23 protein-coding genes are annotated in these 24,284 nt (G+C 44.1%); 12 read left to right on the forward strand and 11 right to left on the reverse strand.

Annotation, left to right across the window (positions count from 1 at the left end; translation table 11 throughout):
* Nucleotides 1-73: 73 nt before the first annotated feature.
* Entirely contained in the window at nucleotides 74-1,438 is a 1,365-nt protein-coding gene (gene dnaA, locus VFH06_01225) for a chromosomal replication initiator protein DnaA (protein ID HET6746708.1), read from the reverse strand.
* Between the two features lie 248 nt (nucleotides 1,439-1,686).
* Between dnaA and rpmH the strand changes: the two genes are divergently transcribed.
* The 4 genes from rpmH to VFH06_01245 all read left to right on the forward strand — a co-directional run bounded on the left by rpmH (nucleotide 1,687) and on the right by VFH06_01245 (nucleotide 3,700).
* Complete coding sequence (gene rpmH, locus VFH06_01230; protein ID HET6746709.1) at nucleotides 1,687-1,824, forward strand: 50S ribosomal protein L34; 138 nt, start codon at nucleotides 1,687-1,689, stop codon at nucleotides 1,822-1,824.
* A 75-nt stretch (nucleotides 1,825-1,899) separates the two neighbouring features.
* Complete coding sequence (rnpA, locus tag VFH06_01235; GenBank protein HET6746710.1) at nucleotides 1,900-2,253, forward strand: ribonuclease P protein component; 354 nt, start codon at nucleotides 1,900-1,902, stop codon at nucleotides 2,251-2,253.
* A gap of 41 nt (nucleotides 2,254-2,294) precedes the next feature.
* Nucleotides 2,295-3,239: a YidC/Oxa1 family membrane protein insertase gene (locus VFH06_01240; protein HET6746711.1), complete on the forward strand. Its 945-nt coding sequence runs from the start codon at nucleotides 2,295-2,297 to the stop codon at nucleotides 3,237-3,239.
* The gene (locus tag VFH06_01245) at nucleotides 3,239-3,700 is read left to right on the forward strand and encodes a R3H domain-containing nucleic acid-binding protein (protein ID HET6746712.1); all 462 of its coding nucleotides are present in this window, start codon (nucleotides 3,239-3,241) and stop codon (nucleotides 3,698-3,700) included. The genes VFH06_01240 and VFH06_01245 overlap by 1 nt, the downstream gene beginning before the upstream one ends.
* Here VFH06_01245 and VFH06_01250 read toward each other — a convergent pair.
* The 5 genes from VFH06_01250 to VFH06_01270 are packed head-to-tail and all read right to left on the reverse strand — an operon-like array spanning nucleotide 3,697 to nucleotide 8,681.
* Nucleotides 3,697-4,806, reverse strand: coding sequence for a glycosyltransferase family 1 protein (locus tag VFH06_01250; protein HET6746713.1), 1,110 nt, complete (start codon nucleotides 4,804-4,806; stop codon nucleotides 3,697-3,699). The two genes, VFH06_01245 and VFH06_01250, sit on opposite strands and share 4 nt — an antisense overlap.
* Nucleotides 4,790-5,737 carry a glycosyltransferase family 2 protein gene (locus tag VFH06_01255; protein ID HET6746714.1) on the reverse strand — a complete coding sequence of 316 codons (948 nt, stop codon included), beginning with the start codon at nucleotides 5,735-5,737 and terminating at the stop codon, nucleotides 4,790-4,792. Before VFH06_01255 ends, VFH06_01250 begins: the two co-directional genes overlap by 17 nt.
* A gap of 15 nt (nucleotides 5,738-5,752) precedes the next feature.
* Entirely contained in the window at nucleotides 5,753-6,610 is an 858-nt protein-coding gene (gene sucD / locus VFH06_01260; protein ID HET6746715.1) for a succinate--CoA ligase subunit alpha, read from the reverse strand.
* Complete coding sequence (locus VFH06_01265) at nucleotides 6,603-7,664, reverse strand: succinate--CoA ligase subunit beta (protein HET6746716.1); 1,062 nt, start codon at nucleotides 7,662-7,664, stop codon at nucleotides 6,603-6,605. Before VFH06_01265 ends, sucD begins: the two co-directional genes overlap by 8 nt.
* 3 nt (nucleotides 7,665-7,667) lie before the next feature.
* Entirely contained in the window at nucleotides 7,668-8,681 is a 1,014-nt protein-coding gene (locus tag VFH06_01270; protein HET6746717.1) for a glycosyltransferase family 2 protein, read from the reverse strand.
* Between the two features lie 36 nt (nucleotides 8,682-8,717).
* On the opposite strand from VFH06_01270, the gene VFH06_01275 reads away from it, so the two are divergent.
* From VFH06_01275 to VFH06_01310, 8 genes are read left to right on the forward strand one after another with little or no spacing between them, the layout of a single operon-like run.
* Nucleotides 8,718-9,530, forward strand: a complete 813-nt coding sequence (locus VFH06_01275) for an ABC transporter permease (protein ID HET6746718.1) — start codon at nucleotides 8,718-8,720, stop codon at nucleotides 9,528-9,530.
* On the forward strand, nucleotides 9,530-10,681 hold the full coding sequence (locus VFH06_01280) for an ABC transporter ATP-binding protein (GenBank protein HET6746719.1): 1,152 nt from the start codon (nucleotides 9,530-9,532) through the stop codon (nucleotides 10,679-10,681). Before VFH06_01275 ends, VFH06_01280 begins: the two co-directional genes overlap by 1 nt.
* A gap of 45 nt (nucleotides 10,682-10,726) precedes the next feature.
* The gene (locus VFH06_01285; GenBank protein HET6746720.1) at nucleotides 10,727-11,818 is read left to right on the forward strand and encodes a DegT/DnrJ/EryC1/StrS family aminotransferase; all 1,092 of its coding nucleotides are present in this window, start codon (nucleotides 10,727-10,729) and stop codon (nucleotides 11,816-11,818) included.
* Nucleotides 11,808-13,007 carry a glycosyltransferase gene (locus tag VFH06_01290; GenBank protein ID HET6746721.1) on the forward strand — a complete coding sequence of 400 codons (1,200 nt, stop codon included), beginning with the start codon at nucleotides 11,808-11,810 and terminating at the stop codon, nucleotides 13,005-13,007. The genes VFH06_01285 and VFH06_01290 overlap by 11 nt, the downstream gene beginning before the upstream one ends.
* Nucleotides 13,004-13,717, forward strand: coding sequence for a WbqC family protein (locus VFH06_01295; protein HET6746722.1), 714 nt, complete (start codon nucleotides 13,004-13,006; stop codon nucleotides 13,715-13,717). Before VFH06_01290 ends, VFH06_01295 begins: the two co-directional genes overlap by 4 nt.
* Nucleotides 13,704-14,663: a hypothetical protein gene (locus VFH06_01300; GenBank protein ID HET6746723.1), complete on the forward strand. Its 960-nt coding sequence runs from the start codon at nucleotides 13,704-13,706 to the stop codon at nucleotides 14,661-14,663. Before VFH06_01295 ends, VFH06_01300 begins: the two co-directional genes overlap by 14 nt.
* Nucleotides 14,660-15,127, forward strand: a complete 468-nt coding sequence (locus VFH06_01305) for a GNAT family N-acetyltransferase (protein ID HET6746724.1) — start codon at nucleotides 14,660-14,662, stop codon at nucleotides 15,125-15,127. The genes VFH06_01300 and VFH06_01305 overlap by 4 nt, the downstream gene beginning before the upstream one ends.
* Nucleotides 15,128-15,160: 33 nt before the next feature.
* Nucleotides 15,161-16,222 (forward strand): glycosyltransferase, encoded by a 1,062-nt coding sequence (locus VFH06_01310; GenBank protein HET6746725.1) that lies wholly within the window; start codon nucleotides 15,161-15,163, stop codon nucleotides 16,220-16,222.
* Nucleotide 16,223: 1 nt separating this feature from the next.
* On the opposite strand, the gene VFH06_01315 is transcribed toward VFH06_01310, so the two are convergent.
* The 5 genes from VFH06_01315 to VFH06_01335 all read right to left on the reverse strand — a co-directional run bounded on the left by VFH06_01315 (nucleotide 16,224) and on the right by VFH06_01335 (nucleotide 24,283).
* On the reverse strand, nucleotides 16,224-18,776 hold the full coding sequence (locus tag VFH06_01315) for a glycosyltransferase family 2 protein (protein HET6746726.1): 2,553 nt from the start codon (nucleotides 18,774-18,776) through the stop codon (nucleotides 16,224-16,226).
* Between the two features lie 13 nt (nucleotides 18,777-18,789).
* Entirely contained in the window at nucleotides 18,790-20,133 is a 1,344-nt protein-coding gene (locus tag VFH06_01320) for a glycosyltransferase family 4 protein (protein HET6746727.1), read from the reverse strand.
* A 32-nt stretch (nucleotides 20,134-20,165) separates the two neighbouring features.
* Nucleotides 20,166-21,761, reverse strand: coding sequence for a hypothetical protein (locus VFH06_01325; protein HET6746728.1), 1,596 nt, complete (start codon nucleotides 21,759-21,761; stop codon nucleotides 20,166-20,168).
* Nucleotides 21,761-22,345, reverse strand: a complete 585-nt coding sequence (locus VFH06_01330) for a hypothetical protein (GenBank protein HET6746729.1) — start codon at nucleotides 22,343-22,345, stop codon at nucleotides 21,761-21,763. The genes VFH06_01325 and VFH06_01330 overlap by 1 nt, the downstream gene beginning before the upstream one ends.
* 69 nt (nucleotides 22,346-22,414) lie before the next feature.
* Nucleotides 22,415-24,283 (reverse strand): hypothetical protein, encoded by a 1,869-nt coding sequence (locus tag VFH06_01335; protein HET6746730.1) that lies wholly within the window; start codon nucleotides 24,281-24,283, stop codon nucleotides 22,415-22,417.
* Between the last annotated feature and the right edge of the window lies 1 nt (nucleotide 24,284).

Below are 24,284 nucleotides of genomic sequence, written 5' to 3' on the forward strand. Positions count from 1 at the left end.
GCAAACTGGGGAAAGTTGTACTATGGTTTTACGCTGTTGTTTACTCCGGAAACGCACAGCTTTTCCACATACTTTAAGCATACAACTTCTCCCGTATTTCAGCCACTTGCTCCCTGACTAGCAGATCTAGCTTAACGGCTTTTTCAATTTTCTCAACTGAATGAATTGCGGTGGTGTGGTCTTTTCTGCCAAGTTCGCCCGCGATCCTTGGAAAACTAAGGTGGAGCTCGCTGCGAAGTAAATACATAGCGATTTGTCGGGGAACAACGATGTGTTTGTCGCGTTTGGCGCTACAGATCTCTTTTATTTCGATTTGGAAGTGGCGCGCAGTTTTATCGATGATTTGCTTGGGTGTGAGGTGCTGGGGTCGAGAGTGTCGTACGTTTCCGATGATGCCTTCGGCGATGGTAATATCTGGCGTGACGCCGCGCATTTCTGCATACGCAAGCAGCTGGTTGAGCGCGCCTTCAAGCTCGCGGACGTTGGTTTTTATATTATTTGCCAAGTATTCGGTTGTTTCGCGGGCAAGCTCAATACCTGAAAGCGAAGCTTTTGTTTGTACGATCGCGCATCTTGTTTCAAAATCAGGCATTTGGATATCGATAGCCATGCCCCACTCAAAACGGCTACGAAGACGCTCGGTCAAGGTGGGAATACTCTTTGGCGGCTTATCGCTACTGATAATGAGCTGCTTGTTAGATTGATGAAGCGCATTAAAAGTATGGAAGAATTCTTCTTGAGTTTTTTCTTTGCCGGCAATAAATTGCATGTCGTCCACAATAAGAACGTCAACATTACGGTATTTATCGGAAAAACCCTTTTTTTTGAAACGAATACTCTCAAGGAACTCTTTTACAAACGTTTCGGTACTTATGTAAAGAATACGCGAATCCGGCTGAGTTTTTGCAATTTCATTTCCTACAGCTTGCATGAGGTGTGTTTTACCAAGGCCGACGCCGCCATAAAGAAAGAGGGGATTATATTTAACTCCAGGATTACTTGCGACTGCTTGACAGGCCGCATAAGCTAAGTCGTTACTTCCACCGACAATAAAATTTGAAAAAGTATACCGTGGATTCAATCCGGTCTCGCTACCGCCCGACGTTGTAACGCTTCGAGGGCGGGGAGCAGAACTAATAAGTTCATCAACTCGATTTTCGGCTGTCGTTGTTTCTCGGCTGATTGTTTTTTTGCCCGTTGTTTTTATCGTGTAAACGATATTTTGAGGAGTAAGACCATTTTTTTCGAGAACTGTCTTGACTTGATCGTTAAACTTAACTTCAAATTGTCGCTTGGCAAAGATATTTGCAACGGCGATAGTGACGGTATCATCAGAAACGTCAATAAGTTCTGTATTTTTGAACCACGTTGTGAAGATACCATGTGATACCGACAGTTCAATTTCACCTAAAACACTTTGCCACAACGCATGTTGCATAATTAAAAACCTTCCCCCTAGGAGGTATCCCTCAAATCTCGTACTTCTTTTACTATAGCGCCTGGACGAGTTTTCCACAACCATAACAGGATATAGAATTTAGGGGCTGTGTAGAGGGACCATTTTTCCACAGCCGCTGCCTATATCATATAAACTTGTGGATAAAACGACCAAATATGTGGAAAAACTAGTGAGCGACAGAGAGGGGACTTGCGAAAAGCGGCAAAATTAGCTACAATATATCAGATATGCCAAAGCGAACACACCAACCACATACCCGACACCGCGCTCGTACCCATGGATTCCGCGCACGCGTCGCCACGAAAGCCGGTCGCGCCGTTATTAAGCGCCGCCGCGCCAAAGGTCGTGCACGGCTGACTGTCTAGCGGTAGTCTCACAAATAAGAATACACCTCTTTTGCGAGGTGTATTTTGTTTTTTACAGTATAATAAAACTACTTTATGTTATCATTCCAGCACAGATTTCACGGACATGGCAGTTTGCGGTATGTTTACAAAAACGGAACGGCCATTCGATCACATCTTTTTACAGTCAAGTACGTGTCTAACCCTCATCGTAGGCATTCGCGTTTTTCTATTGTCGTAAGCAAGAAGGTGTATAAGGGTGCAGTTGGGAGAAACCGCATTCGCCGCCGCTTGTATGAGATTATTCGTGCAGAACTTCCAAAGATAGAGCGTGTTCACGATGTTGCGGTTATAGTCTCCTCAAGTGAAGTTATGTCACTGCCTTTCTCTGAGTTAGAAGAATCGCTAGCGGCTGCTTTTGATCAGGCCGGCCTCTACAAAAAACGATAAAACTGATATAATAAGAGTAAATATTAGTTCTGGAGTAACACGTGAATATCTTTGACATATTAATTGTGCAGCCGATCTTCAACCTTTTGATCGGTCTCTACAGTATTATCCCCGGTGGTGATTTTGGAGTGAGCCTTATTATCTTTACGGTGCTGGTGCGTTTTGCGATGTACCCGCTTGTAAAGAAGCAGCTACACCAAACGAAGGCAATGCGAAAATTGCAGCCTGAACTTGCCAAGATTAAAAAAGCGGCAAAAGGCAACAAGCAGCTTGAAGGCATGCAGATGCTGGAACTTTACAAAAAACATGGTGTAAGTCCATTCCGTTCCATCGGTATCTTGCTGGTTCAGTTTCCGATTTTTATCGCGCTCTATTACGTGATACAAATCTTTACGCTTCACCGTGATCAGATTGCTAAGTTTACCTACGATTTTATGGAAGGTATTGGCCCAATCAAAAATCTTATCGAGCGTCCCAATGAGTTTAATGAGAAGCTGTTTGGCCTTGTTGATCTCACTAAATCCGCATTTGCTCAGGGACACGTTGATATTATTCTTATCATCTTGGCAGTAGTTGCGGCAGCAACTCAGTACTTCATGAGTAAGCAAACAATGCCGCAGACTGAAAGCAAGAAGCGTCTTCGTGATGTTATGAGTGAAGCTGCCGACGGAAAGTCTGCTGATCAATCAGAAATGAATGCAATCGTTATGGGTAAAATGATGAAAATCCTTCCGGTGTTTATGTTCTTTGTGATGATCAGTGTGCCTGGTGCGTTGGCGCTTTACTACTCTGTTTCCAACCTCGTAGCCGTTGCTCAGCAAACCTACCTGCTTCGCCAGGATGAAGAAGAGCTTGAAGAGATTGCTGATGAGCCTGCTAAAAAACCAGGCAAAAAAGCAACCGCGAAAGCGCGTGAAAAAGTAGCTAAGGAAGCAACGGTCACTCGTGTCGTTGCTAAAGATACGAGGAAGAAAGGGAAGAAGTAATGAACGCTGATGAATCTGTGGAATTTGCAAAAAAATATCTCGAGGATCTCCTTTCATTTTTTGGCATAAATGTTTCCGTAGAAATGAGCGTCGAAGATGACGTTATAGAAGCCTCTATTCCGTCATCCGAAAGCAATAGCTTGCTTATTGGTCGTAGTGCCGAAACACTTCGCAGTATTCAGTACCTTGTCTCCACGACACTCCGCAATAAAGAAGCAGCCCTTACTCGTATAAATGTTGATATTGCCGACTACAAAAAACAACGTGCCGAGAAGATCGCTGCCCAAGCCCGTGAGTGGATTGAAGAAGTTCGTCGTACGGGCGATTCATACGTAGCAAATCTTAATGCGGCTGATCGTCGAATCGTCCATCACGTTGCCGCTGAGTACGATGATATCCGGACATTCTCCGAAGGCGAAGGTCGCGATCGTCGCTTAATTATTGCTCAACGAAGCTCTTAACTTTTTTTCAGTGCATTCATGTAAATGGCGTGGGTTTGTGAGGCCATTCTTTGCCATGAATATTTTTTAATTTGTTTGGCGCCCTTTTTGATGAGATCTTTACGAAGTCTTTCATCTGCGAGAATATCATCGATAGCGCGAGCAATATCGTTCGTATCGAGAGGATTGAAATAGTGGGCGGCATCTCCGTACACTTCAGGTAAACAAGTTGCATTGCTGCTTGCTACCGGAGCGCCATATCCCATTGCTTCGAGGGCTGGGAGGCCAAAGCCCTCCATGAGTGAGGGGAAAGTGTATACAGCACAGTTTGCGAAGAGCCAGTCGCGTTCAGCATCTTCAATAAAACCGGTAAAAAGGATATTTTTATAATCTTTGCTTTTAAAATAGGTTTCGTTTTTAAGATGTGCAGGTGTTTTTTTGCCGACCAAAATCAATCCGAGGTCAGGATACTTTTCTAATAGCTTTTGATGAGCGTCGCCGAGTCTTTGAATATTTTTATAATCACTTTGTTGCCCTACGTAGAGCAAAAAACGTTTGAACGGATTTTTATACAGTGAGATTTTATCAACAAAAATATCGGCCGCCTCATACGTAACTGTCACCTTGCTTTCAGGTATACCGGCAAACCGAACGAAATCATCTTTTACATAGTGAGTTGGCGTTATGATATGGCTACTTGTTTTGGCGATTTTCTTGAAGACATATCGTCCTACTGATTGCTTGGCGTGAAAGACGAGCCAGTTCTTATCGGAGTTGTAGGTATTAAGTAGTGTTAAATCATGAACTGTCGTGACATGATTTCCCTTATAGAGGACGGGCTGCTGGGGCATGCAAAAATGAACGAGGTCGGTCTGTAAGTCATCGAGAAAAGTTTTGAACGTGGTTTGTTCGGCGAAGGAATAGTTTTTAAAATCGGCCGCTTTTACGGTGAAATTTTTATTGCTGGGCGTGAAGAAACCGAGGTCCTTCGTGGGCAAAAGAATTGTGTAACGATTAGTAGTGTCAATTTCCTGAAGATAATGAACCAGGCGCTCAACGTAGCGACCGGTGGATGAATTCATAATACGAGCATCAATGACGATATGCTTGCTATCTTTGGTGGCCATCGTGATATTCCTCGACAAAATAAAGCGGGCGCCGTTTTGTCTCGTTGAAGATGCGGCCAATGTATTCGCCAATAACGCCCAAACTCAAAAGCTGGACGCCGCCAAGAAAAAGAATGACAGCCATCATCGATGGGTACCCTGCGAGATCACTTCCAAAAAAGATCGTTCGTATAACAAGGTAAACAATGTAGACGAACGCGGCGAATGATACTAAAACGCCTAGTATGGAAGAAATGCGAAGAGGCGCGGTCGTAAATGAAGTAATGCCATCGATGGCAAAGTTGGTAAGTTTTATATAATTCCATTTTGTTTCTCCAGCTGCGCGAGGATCGCGGTCGTAGAGAAGCTCTTTCTTTTTGTAGCCAATCCAGCTGAACATTCCTTTAGTGTAACGCTCGGATTCACGAAATTCTTTCAATGCTTCGACACATCGTCTACTAAGCAGGCGGAAATCACCCGTATCGCGCTGAATGGGGATATTGGTTGACTTTTGAAGCACTCGATAAAAAATCTCCGACGTGATTTTCTTAAACCATGATTCACCAGCGCGGCTGCGGCGCTTGGCGTAGACATCATCATAACCTTCTTCCCAGTATGTAATCATTTGCGGAATAAGCTCCGGCGGATCCTGAAGATCGGCATCAATGATAACTGTCGCATCACCTGTTACATGATCAAGCCCAGCGATCATGGCGACTTCTTTGCCGAAGTTTCGAGAAAGATTGACGTAGCTAATGCGAGCATCGTCGTTGCTATAAGCTTTTATCATTTCCAAGGTTCGATCCCGGCTGCCGTCATTCACGAACAAAAATTCAAAATCATAACCATCTGTTTCCCCCGCAAGTTTCACGAGACGTTCGTAAAGGTGGCGCAACACCTCTTCTTCGTTGTAGGCGGGAATAAGGATGCTGATCTTCTTTTTCTTGCTCATAGTAGCTCTATTATATCACCCCACGCTCTTGATCAGCTCTGTTATGCTAGTGAAGGTCTTCGCTCCTGCGCGCCTTAGGGCCTCAGTTTTGGCTGAGGCAGACTCGTTACTGTCGCTTAGTATGGCACCCGCATGACCAAGCTGAACATCTTTTGGGGCATGGTGCCCAACGACATACGCATAGACAGGTTTTGTCACGCGCTGCTTTATATATGCGGCTGCCTCGTGTTCACTGGACCCTCCGATTTCCCCGATTAACACAATTGATGTGACACTCGGGTCGTCCTCAAAAAGCGCTAGGCACTCCGTGAAGCCTATACCATGAACTCGATCACCTCCTATCCCGATAATATAACGCTGACCGGTATTTCTCGCAGTAAGGCCGGCGGTAACTTCGTAGGTTAATGTGCCCGAACGACTCACGATACCAACGCTGCCAGGAAGCCCAAGTTGGGCTGGTATAATACCTAGTTTATTTCCGCCTGGAATGAGAATGCCTGGACAGTTAGGCCCAATAAGTGTGCAATTATTTTGCTTAGCTTTTTTAAGAATGTCGAGCATATCGTGGATGGGAATTCCTTCGGTGATACAAATGATAAGGGGGATTTTGGCATTTATGGCTTCGATAATGGCTGCTTTAGCAAAAGCGGCGGGCACGAAGACGACACTGGTGTCGATCATGAAATCCTTTTGTATATCCTCAATAGTTTCGTATACGGGTATGCCATCGACAAATTGCCCGGCCTTATTTGGAGATGTTCCTGCTATAACGTGAGTACCATTTGCACGCATTGCTGCCGCATGAAACGAACCATGGGCACCCGTAATGCCCTGAATGATGACGTTTTTTCCTTCGAGAAGTTGCCTATCCATGCACTGCTTTCCTGGCCGCAAGCAGGCATTCCTCAAGGGAAGCAAGTCTAGGAATCTCATGTTCGGCAAGTAATTGAACAGCTTCTTCGAAGTTTGTGCCAGCTAGACGAATAAAAAGCGGAGGGAGATTTGGTGCATTTGCTCGCGCCTCAACGATAGCCTTGGCGATTTCATCGCAGCGAGTGATACCAGCGAAAATATTGATAACAATCGCTTTGATGTTGGGAAACTCCATAATCTTCGAGAAGGCTCTGAGAACGCTTGCCGTTGTTGCCCCGCCCCCTATGTCGAGAAAATTAGCCGGTGTCATCCCAAAATCCGCAACGGCATCGACAGTTGCCATAGCTAAGCCTGCGCCGTTTGCGATGGTTGCTACCGAACCTCTTTCGTTCAGTTTTACAAAGTTAGCATCAGGTGGCGGCTGGCTCATCAATTCGGCGTGTCTGAATAGTGATGCGTCGTCGATTTCTATTTTGCAATCACCGCATAAAAGTTGGCCGCTTTTGCTTAAGATGAGTGGATTTATCTCAAGTAGCGTGGCATCAGAATCCACAAATGCTTGAAAGAGGTTTTTAAGAAGAGTCGCGATACGTTGCTCGTCGTAGCTAAATAGCACGGCAAGATTTTTAGCGCGCTCGGAAAGGAAATCGTCAGACAGCGAGGAGTGAAGAAAATCTTGCGAAGCGTTACCTTCTACCTCAATACCACCCTGGCTATGCGCCAAGAGCTGGATCTCACCTGATGATCGATCGATAAGAAGTGCGAGATAAAACTCCTTCTTTATTGGAATGAGTTCTTCGGCCAAGATTGCCACGGGAAGGTGACCTTGTATTTGTAAGTTAAATAAACGCACGATAGAGGTTTTTAGCTCAGTTGTATCTTTAACAATAACAATGCCACCCGCCTTGCCTCGGCCACCTACCGGAACCTGCGACTTCAGGACGACGGGCGTACGAATTGCAGGGTCTTCATTCTTTCTCACTAGGATGCCTTCAGGAATTGGAATACCATGTTTTTTAAGGATATGCTTGGCCTGGTATTCAAGTAACTTCATTCGTTATGCTTTTCCGGTGAAAAAACGGCGAAGCCTTCGGATGCCAGTTTGATCAGGAGGAAGATCGGGCCATAAAAGTTGCCTAATATGGAGAGCCGATACTTTTTTGTTTTTTTGGATACGCCATCTTTCGCGAAAAGAATGGGGAATCAAGCCGATAGATTGGATCATACCCCTTAGTGCAGCGCTGCCATTGCCATTTTTTATGGCATTGCCTAGCATGAGCGTATAGGCAAAATAAAACCTGACTCCGATTGAAAACAATAATTGGCGCGGAACATCTTTTATGAAAACAACCGGTAAGTTTTTGAACGTTTGACGTACGGCGAACCCGCTGGGCATACGATTACTAGTTGCTCCCTGCTTGTGGTATGCGATAGCTGCGGGCGTATACCACACAGAGTAACCCGCAAGCTGCGCCCTAAAACTGATATCAACATCTTCGTAATACGCAAACAAAACATCGTCGAACAGTCCGATATTTTTAAATAATTCTGCCGTATAAAGACTGCCGCCTCCCGTCGCGCTAAACACGAATTCGGCTGCCGGTGCATTGCTGGCGTTGTCACCACGATTACGCGGAAAGGGGAGGCCCCAGGTTGAATACCAGTCACCTGTGCTGTCAATAGTATCGCCGTGTTCGTGAAGGAGAAGCCCGGTCGTAATGCCTGATTTTTTAATCTTTTGTGCTTTTACCAGCTCTTCAAGCCAGGTCGGCTCGGCAATGGCATCGTTATTAAATAGGGCGATGCCGTCAAACCCATGATCGAGCGCCCATCGGATGCCTGTGTTGACGCCACCGGTAAATCCAAGATTTTCTTGGTTGTAGAGCGCTTGTAGCTTCTGACCGTATTTGGCTTCCAGCTTTTTAAATTCAGCTACAGACGTGTCACCGGAGCCGTTTTCCACAGCCACGATTTTAAAGTGTTTAAAAGTCTGTTTCTCGAGAGATTTAAGGCAATTTATAGTGTCTTCAATCCCTTTATAATTCAATACGACAACGGCAACTCTATTCATAATGCTGTATATATCTTATAATGTTTTGCAGGTAATATGAAAATCTCGAATATAATTTCCCGTCGAAACCGTATTTTATTACGCGAACTCGTTGTGACAGATTTTAAATTGCGATACCAGGGATCGGTACTCGGTTACCTTTGGTCGCTGCTTAAGCCGTTGCTCCTTTTTGCAATCCTGTATGTTGTATTTGTGAAGTTTTTAAAGTTCGGTGGGGACGTCGAACATTATCCCGTGTACTTGCTTTTGGGTGTCGTAATGTGGAGTTTCTTTATCGAGGCGACCAGTCAAGGCATGCAGGCTATCGTAGGGCGAGGGGATCTTATTCGCAAAATCAATTTTCCAAAGTACATCATCGTTATATCAGGTACGATTTCTGCGCTTATCAATCTTCTTCTCAACCTTGTCGTCGTCTTTATCTTTGTGGCTATAAATGGTGTCGATCTCCATCTGTCTGTTTTATGGCTGCCGCTTAATATTCTCGAACTCTATGTATTCTCCCTGGCGATTGCCTTCCTCCTTGGCGCGATGTTCGTAAAGTATCGTGACATCAGCCATATATGGGAAGTATTTTTGCAAGGTGCGTTTTATGCAACGCCGATCCTTTATCCTATCAGTATGGTCATCACTCAAAGTGAGGTTGCGGCAAAGTTACTCATGCTTAATCCGGTCGCCCAAATCATCCAGGATGCAAGGTTTAATCTTATTACGCATCAATCGATTACAACAGATAGTCTGATCGGCAATGTTTGGATCGCCGCCATACCTTACATTATCGTGCTGCTGGCAATCGTATTTGCAAGCTGGTACTTCAAGAAAACTCAGAAATACTTTGCGGAGAATGTGTAATGGATACCGAACCAGCTGTTATCGTCAAAGATTTATACAAAACGTTTAGGCTTCCGCACGAGCAGCATAGTGGTCTCAAGCAACGCATCGTGAATATCTTTAATAGTACGCGTGGATACGAACTTCAGCACGTACTCGACGATGTGACGTTTACGATTAATAAAGGTGATTTCTTTGGAATCGTCGGTCGGAACGGAAGTGGAAAGAGTACACTATTGAAGCTGCTTGCTGGTATTTACGCCCCCGACAAAGGCCTGGTGCAAGTACACGGAAGCCTTACGCCGTTCATTGAGCTTGGAGTCGGTTTCAACCCGGAACTGACAGGGCGAGAAAATATCTTTATGAACGGGGCGCTTCTTGGGTTTAGCCGCAAGGAAATGGAAGCGATGTACAATGACATCGTTGAGTTTGCGGAACTTGTTGATTTCATGGATCAAAAACTCAAGAATTACTCTTCAGGAATGCAAGTTCGCTTAGCATTCTCAATTGCGATCAGGGCTCGTGGCGATATTCTTCTGCTTGATGAGGTATTGGCGGTGGGTGACGCTGCATTCCAGCAAAAGTGTTACAATTACTTTGAAGAGCTGAAGGCACAGAAAAAGACGGTTATTTTTGTGTCGCACGACATGGGGGCGGTGAAGCGGTTCTGCTCTAAAGCTATCTACGTAAAGCAAGGCAAGATCATTGCCGAGGGTACGCCGTCGGAAATCGCCGATATCTATGCCTCTGAAAACATCGATGTACCAAAAACGGATGATGAGAAGAAGGCAGATGCTCAAGCGGCACTTTACCAAGTGAAGTCAAAGGTCAGTCAGCACCCAGAGAACGTCACGCTGAAAGTCGATTATAAAACAAAAGATCCAGCCGCCGAAAAAATGTATGTCGGCATATCGTTGATGAAGGACGGCGTCTCGGTGGCAGAAATAAGCACGCCTAAAGACATGATCATTACATCAGATAGCTCTATAGAATATACGCTCGATACAAGAATGCTTAATGCTGGAACATATGGTATCAATGTGGCGATGTTCAAGTGGCGAAATCGTGAACTCATGGCAATTGCCAAAAGCAAGAATCAGTTCGTTATAAAGGGAGACGATATAACAAGGGGTGGTGCCTTTAGGCTAGAAAATACCTGGACAATAGAGTGACAGGTAAATGAAGGCTTCTAGAGAGGAAGAAGCCTTGGGGGTTGTATGCATAAGGAAAAAATCAATGTGACGAAGACGTTTCTTCCGCCCGCGGAGGAATATGCGGCTCACTTAGAGGGTATCTGGAGTCGAGGCTGGCTCACTAATCAGGGCCCCCTTGTTCGGGAGCTGGAAAAGAAGGTAGGGGATTATCTTGGCCTCCCCGAGCTTCACTTTGTCAGCAATGGAACGGTCGCGTTACAACTTGCATTGAAGGCGCTTGATATCGAAGACGGAGAAATAATCACCACACCGTTTTCCTATGTTGCTACAACATCAGCCATTATGTGGGAGCGCTGTAAGCCTGTGTATGTTGATATCCGAAGAGATACGCTATGTATTGATGCTGATAAGATCGAGGCCGCGATTACGCCCAGCACCCGTGCAATTTTAGCAGTTCATGTTTTTGGCCAACCCTGCGATGTTGATAAGATCGCCGCCATCGCCAAAAAACACGACTTGAAGGTTATTTATGATGGCGCGCATGCCTTTGGCGCCGTTCATAAGGGAAAGGCTTTGCTAAGTTACGGTGATATCGCAACCGGTAGTTTCCACTCCACTAAGTTGTTTCACACAGTAGAGGGTGGATGCGTCATCACCCACGACAAAGCGACGAGTGATAAAGTGGAGCTGCTGAAGCGCTTTGGTCATGAAGGTGATACGCACCACATGCTCGGTATCAATGCAAAAGCGTCTGAATTTCACGCGGCTATGGGTCTCTGTAACTTGAAGTATATTGACGAGATCATCCACAAAAGAAAGAGTATTCACGAACTTTATCATAAATTGCTTCGAAAAGAGATCAAAAAAATCGAAGTTCAAAAAGAAACACAGCATAATTACGCCTATTATCCGGTTATCGTCGATAGCGAGGAGCAACTTCACAAGATAGTCGGCGATTTAAATAAGGAAAATATTTTTCCTCGTCGCTACTTTTATCCCTCACTTAATAAGCTCTCGTACGTTAATTCTGAACACGGCTGTCCAGTATCTGAAGATATTGCCAGCCGTATCCTTTGCTTACCGCTCTATCACGATCTAGCAGACGAGACGGTACATAGAGTGAGTAGTATCATTAATAATGCGTATGAAATTTAGGTTCCTGCGAAAAACCATTCGCGACGACTTTGTTGTTATCGACTCGCAATTTCCCCAAGAAATCCCTATGGGGTTTCGCAATACGGAAATTAACGAGTATTTCAAGCGATTAAAAAATGTAAACTCGTATGCGATGCATCCCATGAAACCAGATGATAAAGCATGGTTTTCGCATGGATATGGCGTTGATAAAAAAGCATACGAGACTAACAAAAATGGGTATTTGAAATTATTTCCTCAAAACAAAGATCGCGTTCGGTATCTTGATAAAAACATGAACTATCGTTTTAAGCTGGCGTATTCTTTTTTCTTGGCAGAAACGTATACGCTATTGCCTTTTTACGAGAAAAATCGGATTCCTTTTGTTTTTATCCTCTATCCGGGTGGTGCGTTTGGTCTTGATAACTCCTCTTCTGATGCGATGTTGCAAAAACTATGCGGAAGCCCTTATTTTCGAGGCGTCATCGTTTCGCAAAAAATTACCAAGAATTACTTAGTGAAGAAAAAGCTTTGCAACGCTAAAGACATTGGGTATGTCTATGGAGGCTTCGTGCAGTTCAACCCTAAAGATGTGCGTCCAAAGCGATACTACAAGAAAGATAAAAAGACATTTGACATATGTTTCGTGGCGGCGAAGTATACTGATAAAGGAGTAGACAAGGGATATGATGCATTCATCGCAGCGGCAAAAATAATTGCCAAACAGACGAAGGATGTTCGTTTTCATATAATTGGCAACTTTGATAAAAACGATATCGATATATCTGAGTTGGGGTCGAGAATTGTATTCTATGGATATCAAAAAGCAGATTTCTTTCCTGAGTTTTATGCCTCAATGGATGTAATGGTGTCGCCCAATAGGCCATTTAAGCTATACGAAGGAAACTTTGACGGTTTTCCGCTTGGCGTTGATGCCGGATACTGCGGTACAGCTATGTTTGTTTCCGACGAGCTTGGCATGAATAAGCATTTTACGGACGGAAAAGACATAGTCATCATAAAGGTAAGTCCAAAACGCATAGCTAATAAGATAATGAAATACTATAATGATACTGATACGCTTTATGAACTTTCCAAAAGAGGGCAGGCGGCTTCACACAAGTTCTTTTCTATTGAGAAACAGATCAGTGGAAGGCTCAAGTTTTTTAAAGCCGTGTACAAGCGTGAATATGCGAGGGAGTTGGAATGAAAAAAATAGCTATAATGCAGCCATACTTTTTCCCCTACCTGGGATATATAAGTCTGCTGAAACACACTGATGAGTTCATTCTTTTTGATACGGTGCAATTCATTCGTCATGGATGGATCGAACGGAACCGTATCTTGAAACAGGGAGAGGGGTGGCTTTATATCAAGGCACCTATTGTAAAAGAAGCGCGCGACACACTGATCAAAGATGTGCTCATAAATAATAAAGAAGATTGGAAAGCGAAAATACGTGCTCAGTTGCAGCCCTATAAAAAAATAGCACCCTACTATAGAGATGTAATCAGTATGATTGAGGAGCTATTTGAGAATGATTACGATACGATTGTGGAACTAAACAAAGCCTCCCTTGAAGCCATTTGTGATTATTTAGGAATCAATCACGATATAAAAGTATTTTCAAAAATGGATTTGTCCATTGAGCCTGCCAACGCTCCTGACGAATGGGCTCTAAATATTTGCAAGGCGCTTGGCGATATTGATGAATATTGGAATCCGCCTGGTGGACAGGAATTTTTTGATCGCAAAAAATACGATGATGCGGGTATTAAGCTTGTATTCCATAAGTCTCTGCTTAGTGCATACGATCAAAAGCGTGAACCATTTGAGCCTGGACTCTCGATTTTGGACGTTTTGATGTTCAATTCCCCCGAAAAAGTAAATAAAATGCTTGATGTATATGAACTCCTCTAGGGCCATCGGTGGGTACTTTGATCTCGAGACGCGAATGGGTGGTAGCACATATCACGATGGTTTAATCGAGTTAAACAGTGCTAGAAATGCTTTTGAATACATTCTCCGCGTGAAAAAACCACGACGTGTATACATGCCAAAGTTTACTTGTGATGTCATGCTTGAACCTTTTCAAAAAACGAATACAGAGTATGTACACTACGCACTTAATGATCAGCTCGAGATAGCTGACACAATAAAACCTATGGTCGATGAGTTAGTCCTTTATACAAATTATTTTGGTATAAAAGATACGTATACTCAGAAACTAAGTAAGCAGTTCGGTGAACAGTTGATAGTAGATTGTAGCCAAGCATTTTATTATGTGTCCGCTGGTAAAGAAGATGTTTTTTATAGTCCACGAAAGTTCGTTGGAGTGGCCGATGGCGCATATTTAAAGACTGAAGAGATTCTAAATAAAAAGTTAGAATTTGATACATCATACCAACGAATGGAGCATCTTCTGAAGCGTGTAGATATGGGTGCCGAAGCCGGTTACGAAAGCTTTAAAAAGAACGATGAAAGCCTAGTTGGAGAACCTATAAAGCACATGTCGCATCTTACAAAGAAGATCCTGGACTCACTGAACTATGAAAAGATACGAGAGGCACGATTGCGTAACTTTGGCCTACTTCATGCCATGCTTGGTGACAAAAACGAGCTTACTATTGATCATACTCAAAATTTCGTTCCGATGGTATATCCATTTAAGCCCAGCGATAGTACGGGGCTGAGGCAACGACTTATAGAACAAAAGGTATTTGTGCCTACATACTGGCCGAATGTTTTTGAGTGGTGCAATGAAGGGGAGGTGGAGTACCAATTGGCGCGCGACATCATTCCGCTTCCGATTGATCAGCGATATAGCAAGAAAGATATGCAAAGAATAACGGAGATACTTATATGAACGTAACGATCAGGCCTTTAAAAGAAGAAGACGCTCGTACGTCGGTCAAATGGCGCAATATGCCGGAACTCTGGACGTACACGACATTTAAAGCTGACCACGAGATTACTATCGAAGACGAGCTGAAATGGATACGTGCGGTCATAAAAGATCCTACTAGCGCGCGTTTTGCGATTATGGCAGACGATGACTATGTTGGTAATATTTACCTTACAGGGCTTACAAAAGAGACGGGCGAGTATCATATATTTATCGGTAATAAAGCGTATTGGGGCAAAGGTATTGCGCGTAAAGCATCGGAGTTGATAATAGACTATGGCCGCGAAAAGCTAGGCCTGAAAACGATTATTCTAGGCGTTAAACCCGCCAACGTGGCGGCCTTCCACTTATATGAAAGCCTTGGCTTTATAAAAACGGGTGAGGAAGAAGGCTTCACGCGGATGAAGCTTAGCCTCGCTGGATAAATTAGCAGATTTGTGTGATAGAATAAGAGCACGATGAAGCCAACAGTCAGTATTGTATGTATTACCTTTAACCAGCAAAAATACATACGGCAAACACTTGACAGTTTCTTGATGCAAAAGACTGACTTTTCTATAGAGGTGCTCATTCATGATGACGCTTCAACTGACGGCACAACTGAGATACTAAAAGAGTATGCCGCAAAGCATCCGCGTATTATAAAACCAGTATACGAAGCCGAAAATCAATATTCCAGCGGCGATTACGATTTTATTAACGACCTTTTCCGCAGCGCTAAAGGAAAGTATATCGCGTTTTGTGAAGGTGATGATTTTTGGACCGATGAGTTGAAGTTGCAAAAACAAGTGGATTTCTTAGAAAAACATAAAGAGTACACTTTATGTTTTCATCCAGTCAGAGTGTTTTTTGAAAAACATGAGGAGCCGGACAGTGTCTTTCCTGATGTCAACGACTCTAAAGTATTCACGTTGGAAGCTCTACTGCGCAGGAATTTCATCCAATCAAATTCAGTCATGTACCGGCGTAAGAGCTACAAAGGCATTCCTTCTCGAATTATTCCCAGCGATTGGTATATGCATCTTTACCATGCACAGGATGGTAAAATCGGATACATAAACGATGTGATGTCAGCCTATCGTCGTCAGTCTGGCGGCGTCTGGTGGGAGACATTTAAAAACGTCGACCTTATCTGGAAAAAGTACGGAATCCAGCATCTTGATTTGTACGTTGAATTACTCAAACTATTCGGTGATAAGAAAAAGTATGCCGATACTCTGTACGATCACATTGATACGATCTTAGTAGCCTTTAAAAATACAGACGCTAAATATAACACAAGGCTGCTTGCAACCGCGCTTGCAAAATTTCCAGATACCATGAGCGAAGCAATGAAAAGGGTATTGACGCGCTATGATGATACAAAAAGTAGGAAGGACTACCTTATGAGTGAAGTTGAATCACTAGGGCGGTCACTTGAACAAGAGAGACAAACTGTATATCACCGCGACTTGGAGCTTGCCACTATCAAAGATTCTAAATTATGGAAGTTGAGAAACGCTTTGAAGCGTAGGCTGTAAATTATTTTTTAAGTTCCTCTTTATAGCGTTCAAGAATCTCATCTGTATTCCAAGAGGTAATGTCCTGGCTGGCGCGCATGCGGTAAAAGGCCTCTTCAGGGTCGATAAGCGAGCTGTTTACGTACCAGGCAAGGTGTTTGGCGGTATAGGGCCGTCCTGTGCGAATGCTCGGATGGAGTGTGTAATAATCTGTGTATGGTTTATAGAGCGCGAAGGTCGTGTCGATACCGGCTTCGTATACATTTGGTTCAAGTTCGTTTTTCCAAAACTGCTCTTCCCATTCCGTAACATAACTTTTTAGTTTGTAATGGTTGGGAAGGTCATCGATTTGAAGTCCGAATCCAACTTTTTGGTAGTCAATGTATTTTTTGTGGAGCGTGTAGAAATAGGCGATAGCGTCGCTTGGGCATTTTTCGTCCGGAACGACATCAGGGTCGGAAACAATGTAAAATTGGCCCGGAAAAAGCGTCTTTGCAATTCCTTCGTGCCACATAACGGTATGTCCGATGTTTTTCCCCGTACGAATAACCTGATAGGGGGTATTTTCAAGAAATTCCATGAGAGGAGGATAGGCAGAGTCGTTATCTACCAGTATGACGTTGTGCATTTTGTGAGCTTTAAGCCATGCGGTGAGCTGCTTGAGCTCGCTGACGCGATCGCGGCAAATGATAAACACCGGAGTTTGTCGCCAATTGTTTTTTTCAAGTGCGATATCAATTTTCTGAGTGATTTCCTCTTCTCGTTTTTCTTTGTCAAACCCACTGTGGCGGCTTTTTACCACCTCGTTCGACATATGCTTCAGTTCGAGCGCGAGTCGCTTGCGGTTGAGGCTAATAACCGAAGCGAGGCTGTTATAGATACGCGCTGCCTTGTGGCGTGGAGAATAATCGAAGAGGAAAAACCAAATGAGGAAGTTATTAAGCTGATAAAGACGGTAGTAGCGCTCTAAAAGTTTGGCATAGCGGGTCTTCTTCTTACCTTCGTCTTTATAGCCATGGAGCGTTTCTTTTAATGTCGCTAACCGAGCAGCAGTAAGTGAATATGTCTTCGATATGGTGGCAATCGGTTGTCGGTATACTTTTACATCATCGAGATTAGCAGCCAATTGATAGATGGTAGCAAGGCTCTCCTGTATGTCATTATCTTTAACTCCTCCGTGAAGTGCGAGAAGTGAACGAGAAATACAGGCGATGCGCGACATACTCACGGGCTGGTGCTTGCGCGCCATGGATGCTTCTATGTAAAGTGCCAAATGACTATCTGGAACGTGCAGAGCGGCATCGGTAATAACAGACGAAGAAGGCAAGTGCGTTTTATCGATAAACCAAACGTACTGTTTAGAGGCGCTTAACCATCCTATATTAAGCGGGCTGGTTGTAGCCTGTTTTTTGTCGATAGCCAGCTTAACGATGCTCTTGCAGGAAAGCGATTCGCGGAACTTTTCAACACGTACACGATCACTTGCTGGAACGACAAGAATAAACTCCGAATTGAAATGATGATAAGCCGTTGTCTCGATATATTTTTTGAGTTTAGATAGATCTTTCCACGAGCTATCGATCGATACGATAAAAGAAATTGCAGTTTGCTCTATTTTAAGATGGTGGCTGAGATTATGGCCGCTTTCATTTTGCTTTTTTACTTCCCGTCGACTCAGAACCCATTTAGGCCATGTTCGCATCGTATGGGTAAAAGCGCTGGCGAGTGCTTGATTGAAGACGATATCATCGGGTGTTTTGGAGCGCTTGGCTATGTGGTGATAGCTGCCGCGTGCCGCAAGAGTTATGTACGCTTTTAAAAAGTGAGCAAAGTCTTTTCCGCTGAGGTTGCGGGCGGCAAAGACGAAGCGGTTTTTAAATAATGACGTAAGCTGAAAAAGGCTTGAAGAACTGGCGCCATCCTTATGCCATATCTTTAGGTTTGGGCTATAAACAATTGAATAGCCGCAAGCCTGAATACGGGCAAAGAGATCACTCTCTTCATAGTAGGCAAACATAGGATCGTAGAAGTAGCCACTTTTCTTGAGCGCGCTTTTACGGATGACCATCGCTGAGCCGGATACCCAGTTTACTTCGTGCTCGAACCCTAAATCGGAAGTGGCAAAAATGCCCTCCATAGTGAAACGATTGATTGTTTGAAACGCATAAAAAGGATTCTCTTCGCTCATCGGCATATCATCGTTCCAACGGTAGGAGCGACCGCCTACGATGGCGATCTTCTTGTCTTTTTGAAGAACGGTTATGGCGTTCTTGACGTACTCTTTGTCGACGACGGCATCGTTATTGAGTACGAAGATAAACTCACCCTTGGCGTGTTTTAGTCCGTCGATATGACCGCCCGTAAAGCCTCGGTTTTTTGGGTTATCAACGAGCACGATATCCCTGATATCTTTGAGGATTTTTTTTGAATCATCCACAGAGCCATTGTCGACAACGATGATCTCGTAGTTTTTATATGTCTGCTTTCGGACCGACTCAAGGCAGGCGAGCGTGTCGTTGATACGATTCCAGTTGAGAATAATGATGCTGACAAGAGGTGTATTGGTTGCGGCCATGGATAGTAAATGCCTACTTTGTGATTATACGCTTAATAATATTTTTAGCTTTTTTTGGTACGAGGCGCTTCATTGAGCGAACGGCTTTCGAGCTCATAACAGCCTCTGAGCTGCTTGTGGTAACGCGAGTCTCACGTGGGCTAGGTGCGAAGAAGTTACTTTCGATGAAAGCGTTCAGGGGTTTTAATGTGTAATCCCAGGTGAACTCCGGTTGGCTCTTTTTAACGTTTGCCTCAATCTTTTTTTGCAGTTTAGGACTGCTCATCAGTGCGCCAATTGCCTCGCCCATAGCCTTATCATCAAAAGGCTCTACGGAAATACCTAGCTCGTGAGCATCGATGTAGTCTGAGAAATAATCGCCTTTTGTCGCAATAGTAGGAAGACCGGTAAGAATGTGGTCGAGAACGCGTGTGCGGTGTGAGAAGCGTGACTCGATTGATGGTTTATGTGCATAAATAGCCGCATCAGCACGTTCGAAGTAGTGAATACGGTCATCGTAGGGAAGCCAGCCGTTTAAGAAGAAAACGTGCTTATCAATAAGACCAAGCTTCTTAGCTAGTTTTCTGGCAACTTCCGTTTCTTCCATTGCGGGAACATCATCGTTCGGGTGTTTCGTACCCAAGAAGACAAGCTTCACATTCTTTTTACCGGATTTCACAACATGATTGATCGCTTTGATCGGGGTGACCGCGTCAAACCAATCCCATATACCACCCGTCCAAAGAATGAGATAATCGTCTTTTTTCAAACCTTTTATGCGCTCTTCGGCGAGAGGTTTGTAGGGAACATCCAGCTGAGAAAGATCAATTCCCATCGGACAGATGCCAAGATAGCTGTCAATTGGTCGCTTGCTTTGCTGGGTTGGCGTTGTTTTGCCTGCCGAGAATGCATACCCCATCCAAAAGTCGCGCTGCTGTTCATTGGAGGTGAGCAGGTAATCACCATTTCGAATGAAATGCTGGTAGTTGCGAAGCATTTGAGTGTAGTCGTAGTCAGACTCGGGTCCGATGCGCTTACCAAAGACTCGCTGTACAAGATCTTCTACTGGCACAGGTGCGTATAGGTCAAAGATAAGCACAACATTATTTGCCTTGGCAAACTCGATCATTTCGTCGCTGAGCCATAGAGCAATAATAGCGTCGTATTTGGCAAATTCTTCCTGAAATTTTTGGACATGAATATCGATCGCCTTGTAGCTGGTTTTGCCAATGTTTTCTATGTAGCTTGGATTGAAAACAGCCAGCGTGACATCATGTTTTTTAGAAAGGTTAGTTGCTATTTGGTGATAGCGGATACCAGGGCCGGCCATCGAAGGGCCTACTTTATCGTGGGATATAACAAGAATTTTCTTTCGCATGTTCGAAGATTATTATAGCATAATCTTGATCGCTATTGGCAGGTGACATTAGCACCTGTGGCGGCCGGAATCATGTCGAGTGTCATATAGACGATATCGCCGGTAGTGTAGCGAAAAGCCGAGTTATAGCAGGACCATGGGCCAATTGGGCGCTTTATTTCAGAGCCGGAACTAGGCAGTTGTACGACATACAGGTTGGTGCTGTCGCTAATGATAGATCCTTCCTTCAGTAGCATATCCGCTCCTCGTGTCAGTTGCTTATCACCCGGAGTGGCAGGCATGACATTGCTCCAATCCCAGCGCTGTGATTCGAAGACAAACCTATTAACGTAGCGGCGAGTGGAGTGATCAAGGTAATAGACGCTTCCGCTATCATTAATAAGTGTTCCGTCGGGATGTCTGTCGGCGGTGAGCGGCGTTGAGGAAGCATCTTTAAGCATAAAATTAGAATTGATAGCTTTTACTTGATCCCACCTGTAGCCAAGCTTCGTGAAGGCGTCGTAGGTAACAAGTTTCTTCACCCAAAGGCCGTTTTCAAAAGCGGTAACATACACACCGGAAGGATCACCAGTGTAAAGCATGCCTGGCTGAATAAAGTTAAGCTGCCATGATATAGGGAGATTACGATCACCAGTTGTGCCAGGCTTAACGTCCCGCCATTTAAATCCAGCACTTTCAAATACCGGTCCGTTAGTTATGAGATGGCGTGTGCCGCCTTGAAGGAAATAGGCGCTATCATCTATTGCGACTACCGTTCCGTCGGGGTGGGCGCTCATTGTATCATTGGCGCGGACAGTACCGAACCAATCTATGAAATAGAGGTAGAAATTACGGTTACCGTATGCGCCACAAGGTGCGGTACCATACCCAGCATTAAGAGCTGCTTGGTTGGGCTGGTAAGGAGTGTAGTTATAAAGCGATTGTGTGGCGCGATTTTCAATATTGACGACGCTACCCCCGCAACTCGAGTTCGGATTATATTGAATATAGTTATTGCCAAGTACGTATGGTGTATACCAGGTAGGGCTATTGTTAAAGATTGCTCGGAACATTCGTGCTGCCCAGCGTACCTGGTTGGTAAACCCATAGTAACTACTGTTACAAACACCGGGGGTGCTATCAGGGCATCCATAACCAGTAGCAGATCGGTATTGGGTTGAAGTTGGCCAGGTGTCCGTAATAAGAGCTTGTTCTTTCTGAAGAAGGACGATCAAAACCTGAGGATTAATACTGAATTCTTGAGCGGTATTATAGATGATTTGAGCCGCGCTATAGCCACCTTCGTAGTAGTCTTTTATACATGTGTAAGGAGGGGGTAGACCGCGAGCGCTGCCCCACTGAGCGCGTGTTCCGCCGCCAAATTCGGATGGTTGTGTGCCCCAAGTGTCACAAGTCGGTACTTTGCTGTTCAAAAACACCTGTATTTGATCTGGATTCATAGTATTTCTGTTGGTAAAAACAAGATCATCAATAATGTTACCTGCGTTGAAACCAGCGGCCGAAGCCGCTTCGGCTGGTTTTTGGGTAAAGAAGACCAGTGCTGCTACCGTTAAAATATTAAGAATAATAAACGCACCGAGATAGAGGAACGGGTTAATTTTTTTGTATGTATTTACTGCTGTTTGCATTAGTTTACCGTTATCTTCTGCGAGGCATCTGCGGTTACGCTTTCATTTTCAAAGTGAAGGGAGGCTTGCCAAACTCCTGCTCCCAGTTCGCTCACGGGAACATCAAATCCTTTACAGGCCGAGGTACTTGCGGCCGCCTGAACACCAGCAGTTTTTGTAACACTTCTCGACCCTTGAGTAAGAGTGAGAGTACAGGTGCCACTGTTGGTAATGGTAGATATGAACGAGCGAAGCTGAAACACCGAACCGTTTTGGTTGGCTGCCGTTATGGTCATAGAGACGGTTGTCTTGCTTCCTGATTGGCTAGGAGTATCGGGGCTAGTAGGGTGGTCTGTATTCGAGCCACTTGAGGGTTTCGACTCGCTATCGACAGTATCTTTTTTTGTGTCGTTTCCTGCTTTGATCTGCTCTTCGCTTGGTTTGCTGTAGCTGGTGGAATTGTCGCTTGTATTTTGGTGAGGCCAACCAAACAGAGTGCCCTTAAAGGCTAATACATAGGTTGCGAGGCCGGCTACAACGAGAACAATAATGATCCCCGCGGCGATAAAGTATTTTTTTGTATTTTTACGTGAAGCAATTTTCATTTTTGTTGGGGTCCTTATAATAAAAGCATAACAATAATACACCTGCTTTACAATAATGCAATTAACTTTTTAATGTGTGTAAACAAGGGTGATGCCGGGACGGTTTTTCAAATCATTAAGTACAGGAAGTTTGTTTTCGCAGCGTCGATCGATCGAAATCAGTATATCACTATGGTGCATGACATAGTTGCCGAGATAGGTATTTATTTTCTCCCAGTCTCCCTTGAATATAGCAGTATTTACTTTGCTGCGATCGGCAGACTCCGAAAGAAGTCGTGCTCCCGACCAACGATTGCTTAAGTAGTCACTTGCCGGCGTGCAATCGCCAACGAACATAATATCCTTGTAAGAATCGGTTTTATCAGTGAAGAGAATCGGTGTATCGGCCACTTCGACGGCATTTGGAAACCAATTGTTGATATAGACCTTTAGAAAAACAAGGTTTGAGACGAGAGCGATAACAACCACTCCTCCTATAAATACCGTTGGAATGATAAGTCGAATATACTTGGGGAGCGCACGGAATAATTTATCGGCAAGAAGGAGTACACCTATACTCGCAATGATAATGAGAAAGGCTAAGATGGCGTAAATTACTTTGTAAAAATAATACTCAAGGTGACCGACGCGTGCAAGATGGTATGTGCCTATTATGGCTGCTAAAGCAACACTTCCGCCCAAGGCTATATAAAGATAAGCCAACGCTTTATCTTTTAGCCGAATGATAAGCGGTAATACGAGACTGGCTGCTGCAACCCAGATAAGAAAATCAACAGGCAGTGGGTCGACGCCCCCGGCTTCGCTTAGTGGATCATGTTTTTTAGACAGGATGATATTAACCAGGATAGGATATACTACCCCTATAAGAGGAAGGAGAAGGCTTATAAGAAATTTGCCGTTCTTTAAAAGAGCGTAAAAGACTCGATTTCTCAAAAGATAAAAAAGACCTAGTAAGAAAACAATAAAGAGCAAAAACCACCAACTGGCTGAAATCCCTACTGATAGCAATAGAATAATGAAGATCATCTGTTTGACGCGTTGCTTATCTTGATGAAAGACCATGAAAGTAAATGTGATGGCAAGAAGAAAGGCGAATGCAAATACTTGTGGTTGAAATCCTCGATCAAGCATGAGAAGGAAAAAACTAAGCCCTCCCAAAAGCGCAAGCGCTGGCAATGCGCTAATTGCGATAATCCAAGAAATTTTTTCGATAGCGTACGTGCAAAGCTTTATGAGCCAAAAGACAAACAATGCATAAAGTAAAGATATGAATACAGTATAAAATCGAATGAAATTTCCTTCGGAGAGATGGAACGGTTTTATGAGCGAAGCGAATAGGCTCGCATTAACATGAAATCCTTGAGGGTATATCTCAAGACTGTAGACCACTCCAGCTTCTTCGGCGGTTTGATTATAGGTGAAGCTGCCGTTGTGGCTAATATAGCGACTCAATGCATAGTGCGAGGCGTTATCTTCACCATATGAAAGAAATTGCGCAATATAGGACGGCTTTTGCCCGAAGATAGGGACCAGTAGCAGTACAAAAGTTGCTGTAGTAACTGCCAGTGCGATGAAGTCGCTTTTTTTGCGCACAGTCCAAGTCGGCATTGGCAAGGCATCTTTATACTTGAATCGAAGACCGAGGATGCTTAGTGTAAGAAAAACCGATGGCGCGTATTCAAGCGAAAAGTGGGCGTGAAGTAGCGTAACTAGCGAATAAAATACGATAGTTGAGGCAAAAAATAACATCGTCGCCAAGCCGACCGATTCAATGAGGGTAAATTTTTTCGTATACCCAACAAGAAGGGTCACAAGTAAGATTAAGCCAATTACTCCCAGGACTGGCACAAAGATAGAGCCGATGACAACAGCAAGTACGAGCATAAGCTGAAGTCCGGATATTTTTATTTCAGCAGTATTTTTTTCTTTTTTTGGCATC

This window comes from Candidatus Saccharimonadales bacterium (assembly GCA_035697325.1).
In the GTDB taxonomy this organism is placed as follows: domain Bacteria; phylum Patescibacteriota; class Saccharimonadia; order Saccharimonadales; family Saccharimonadaceae; genus JALRBM01.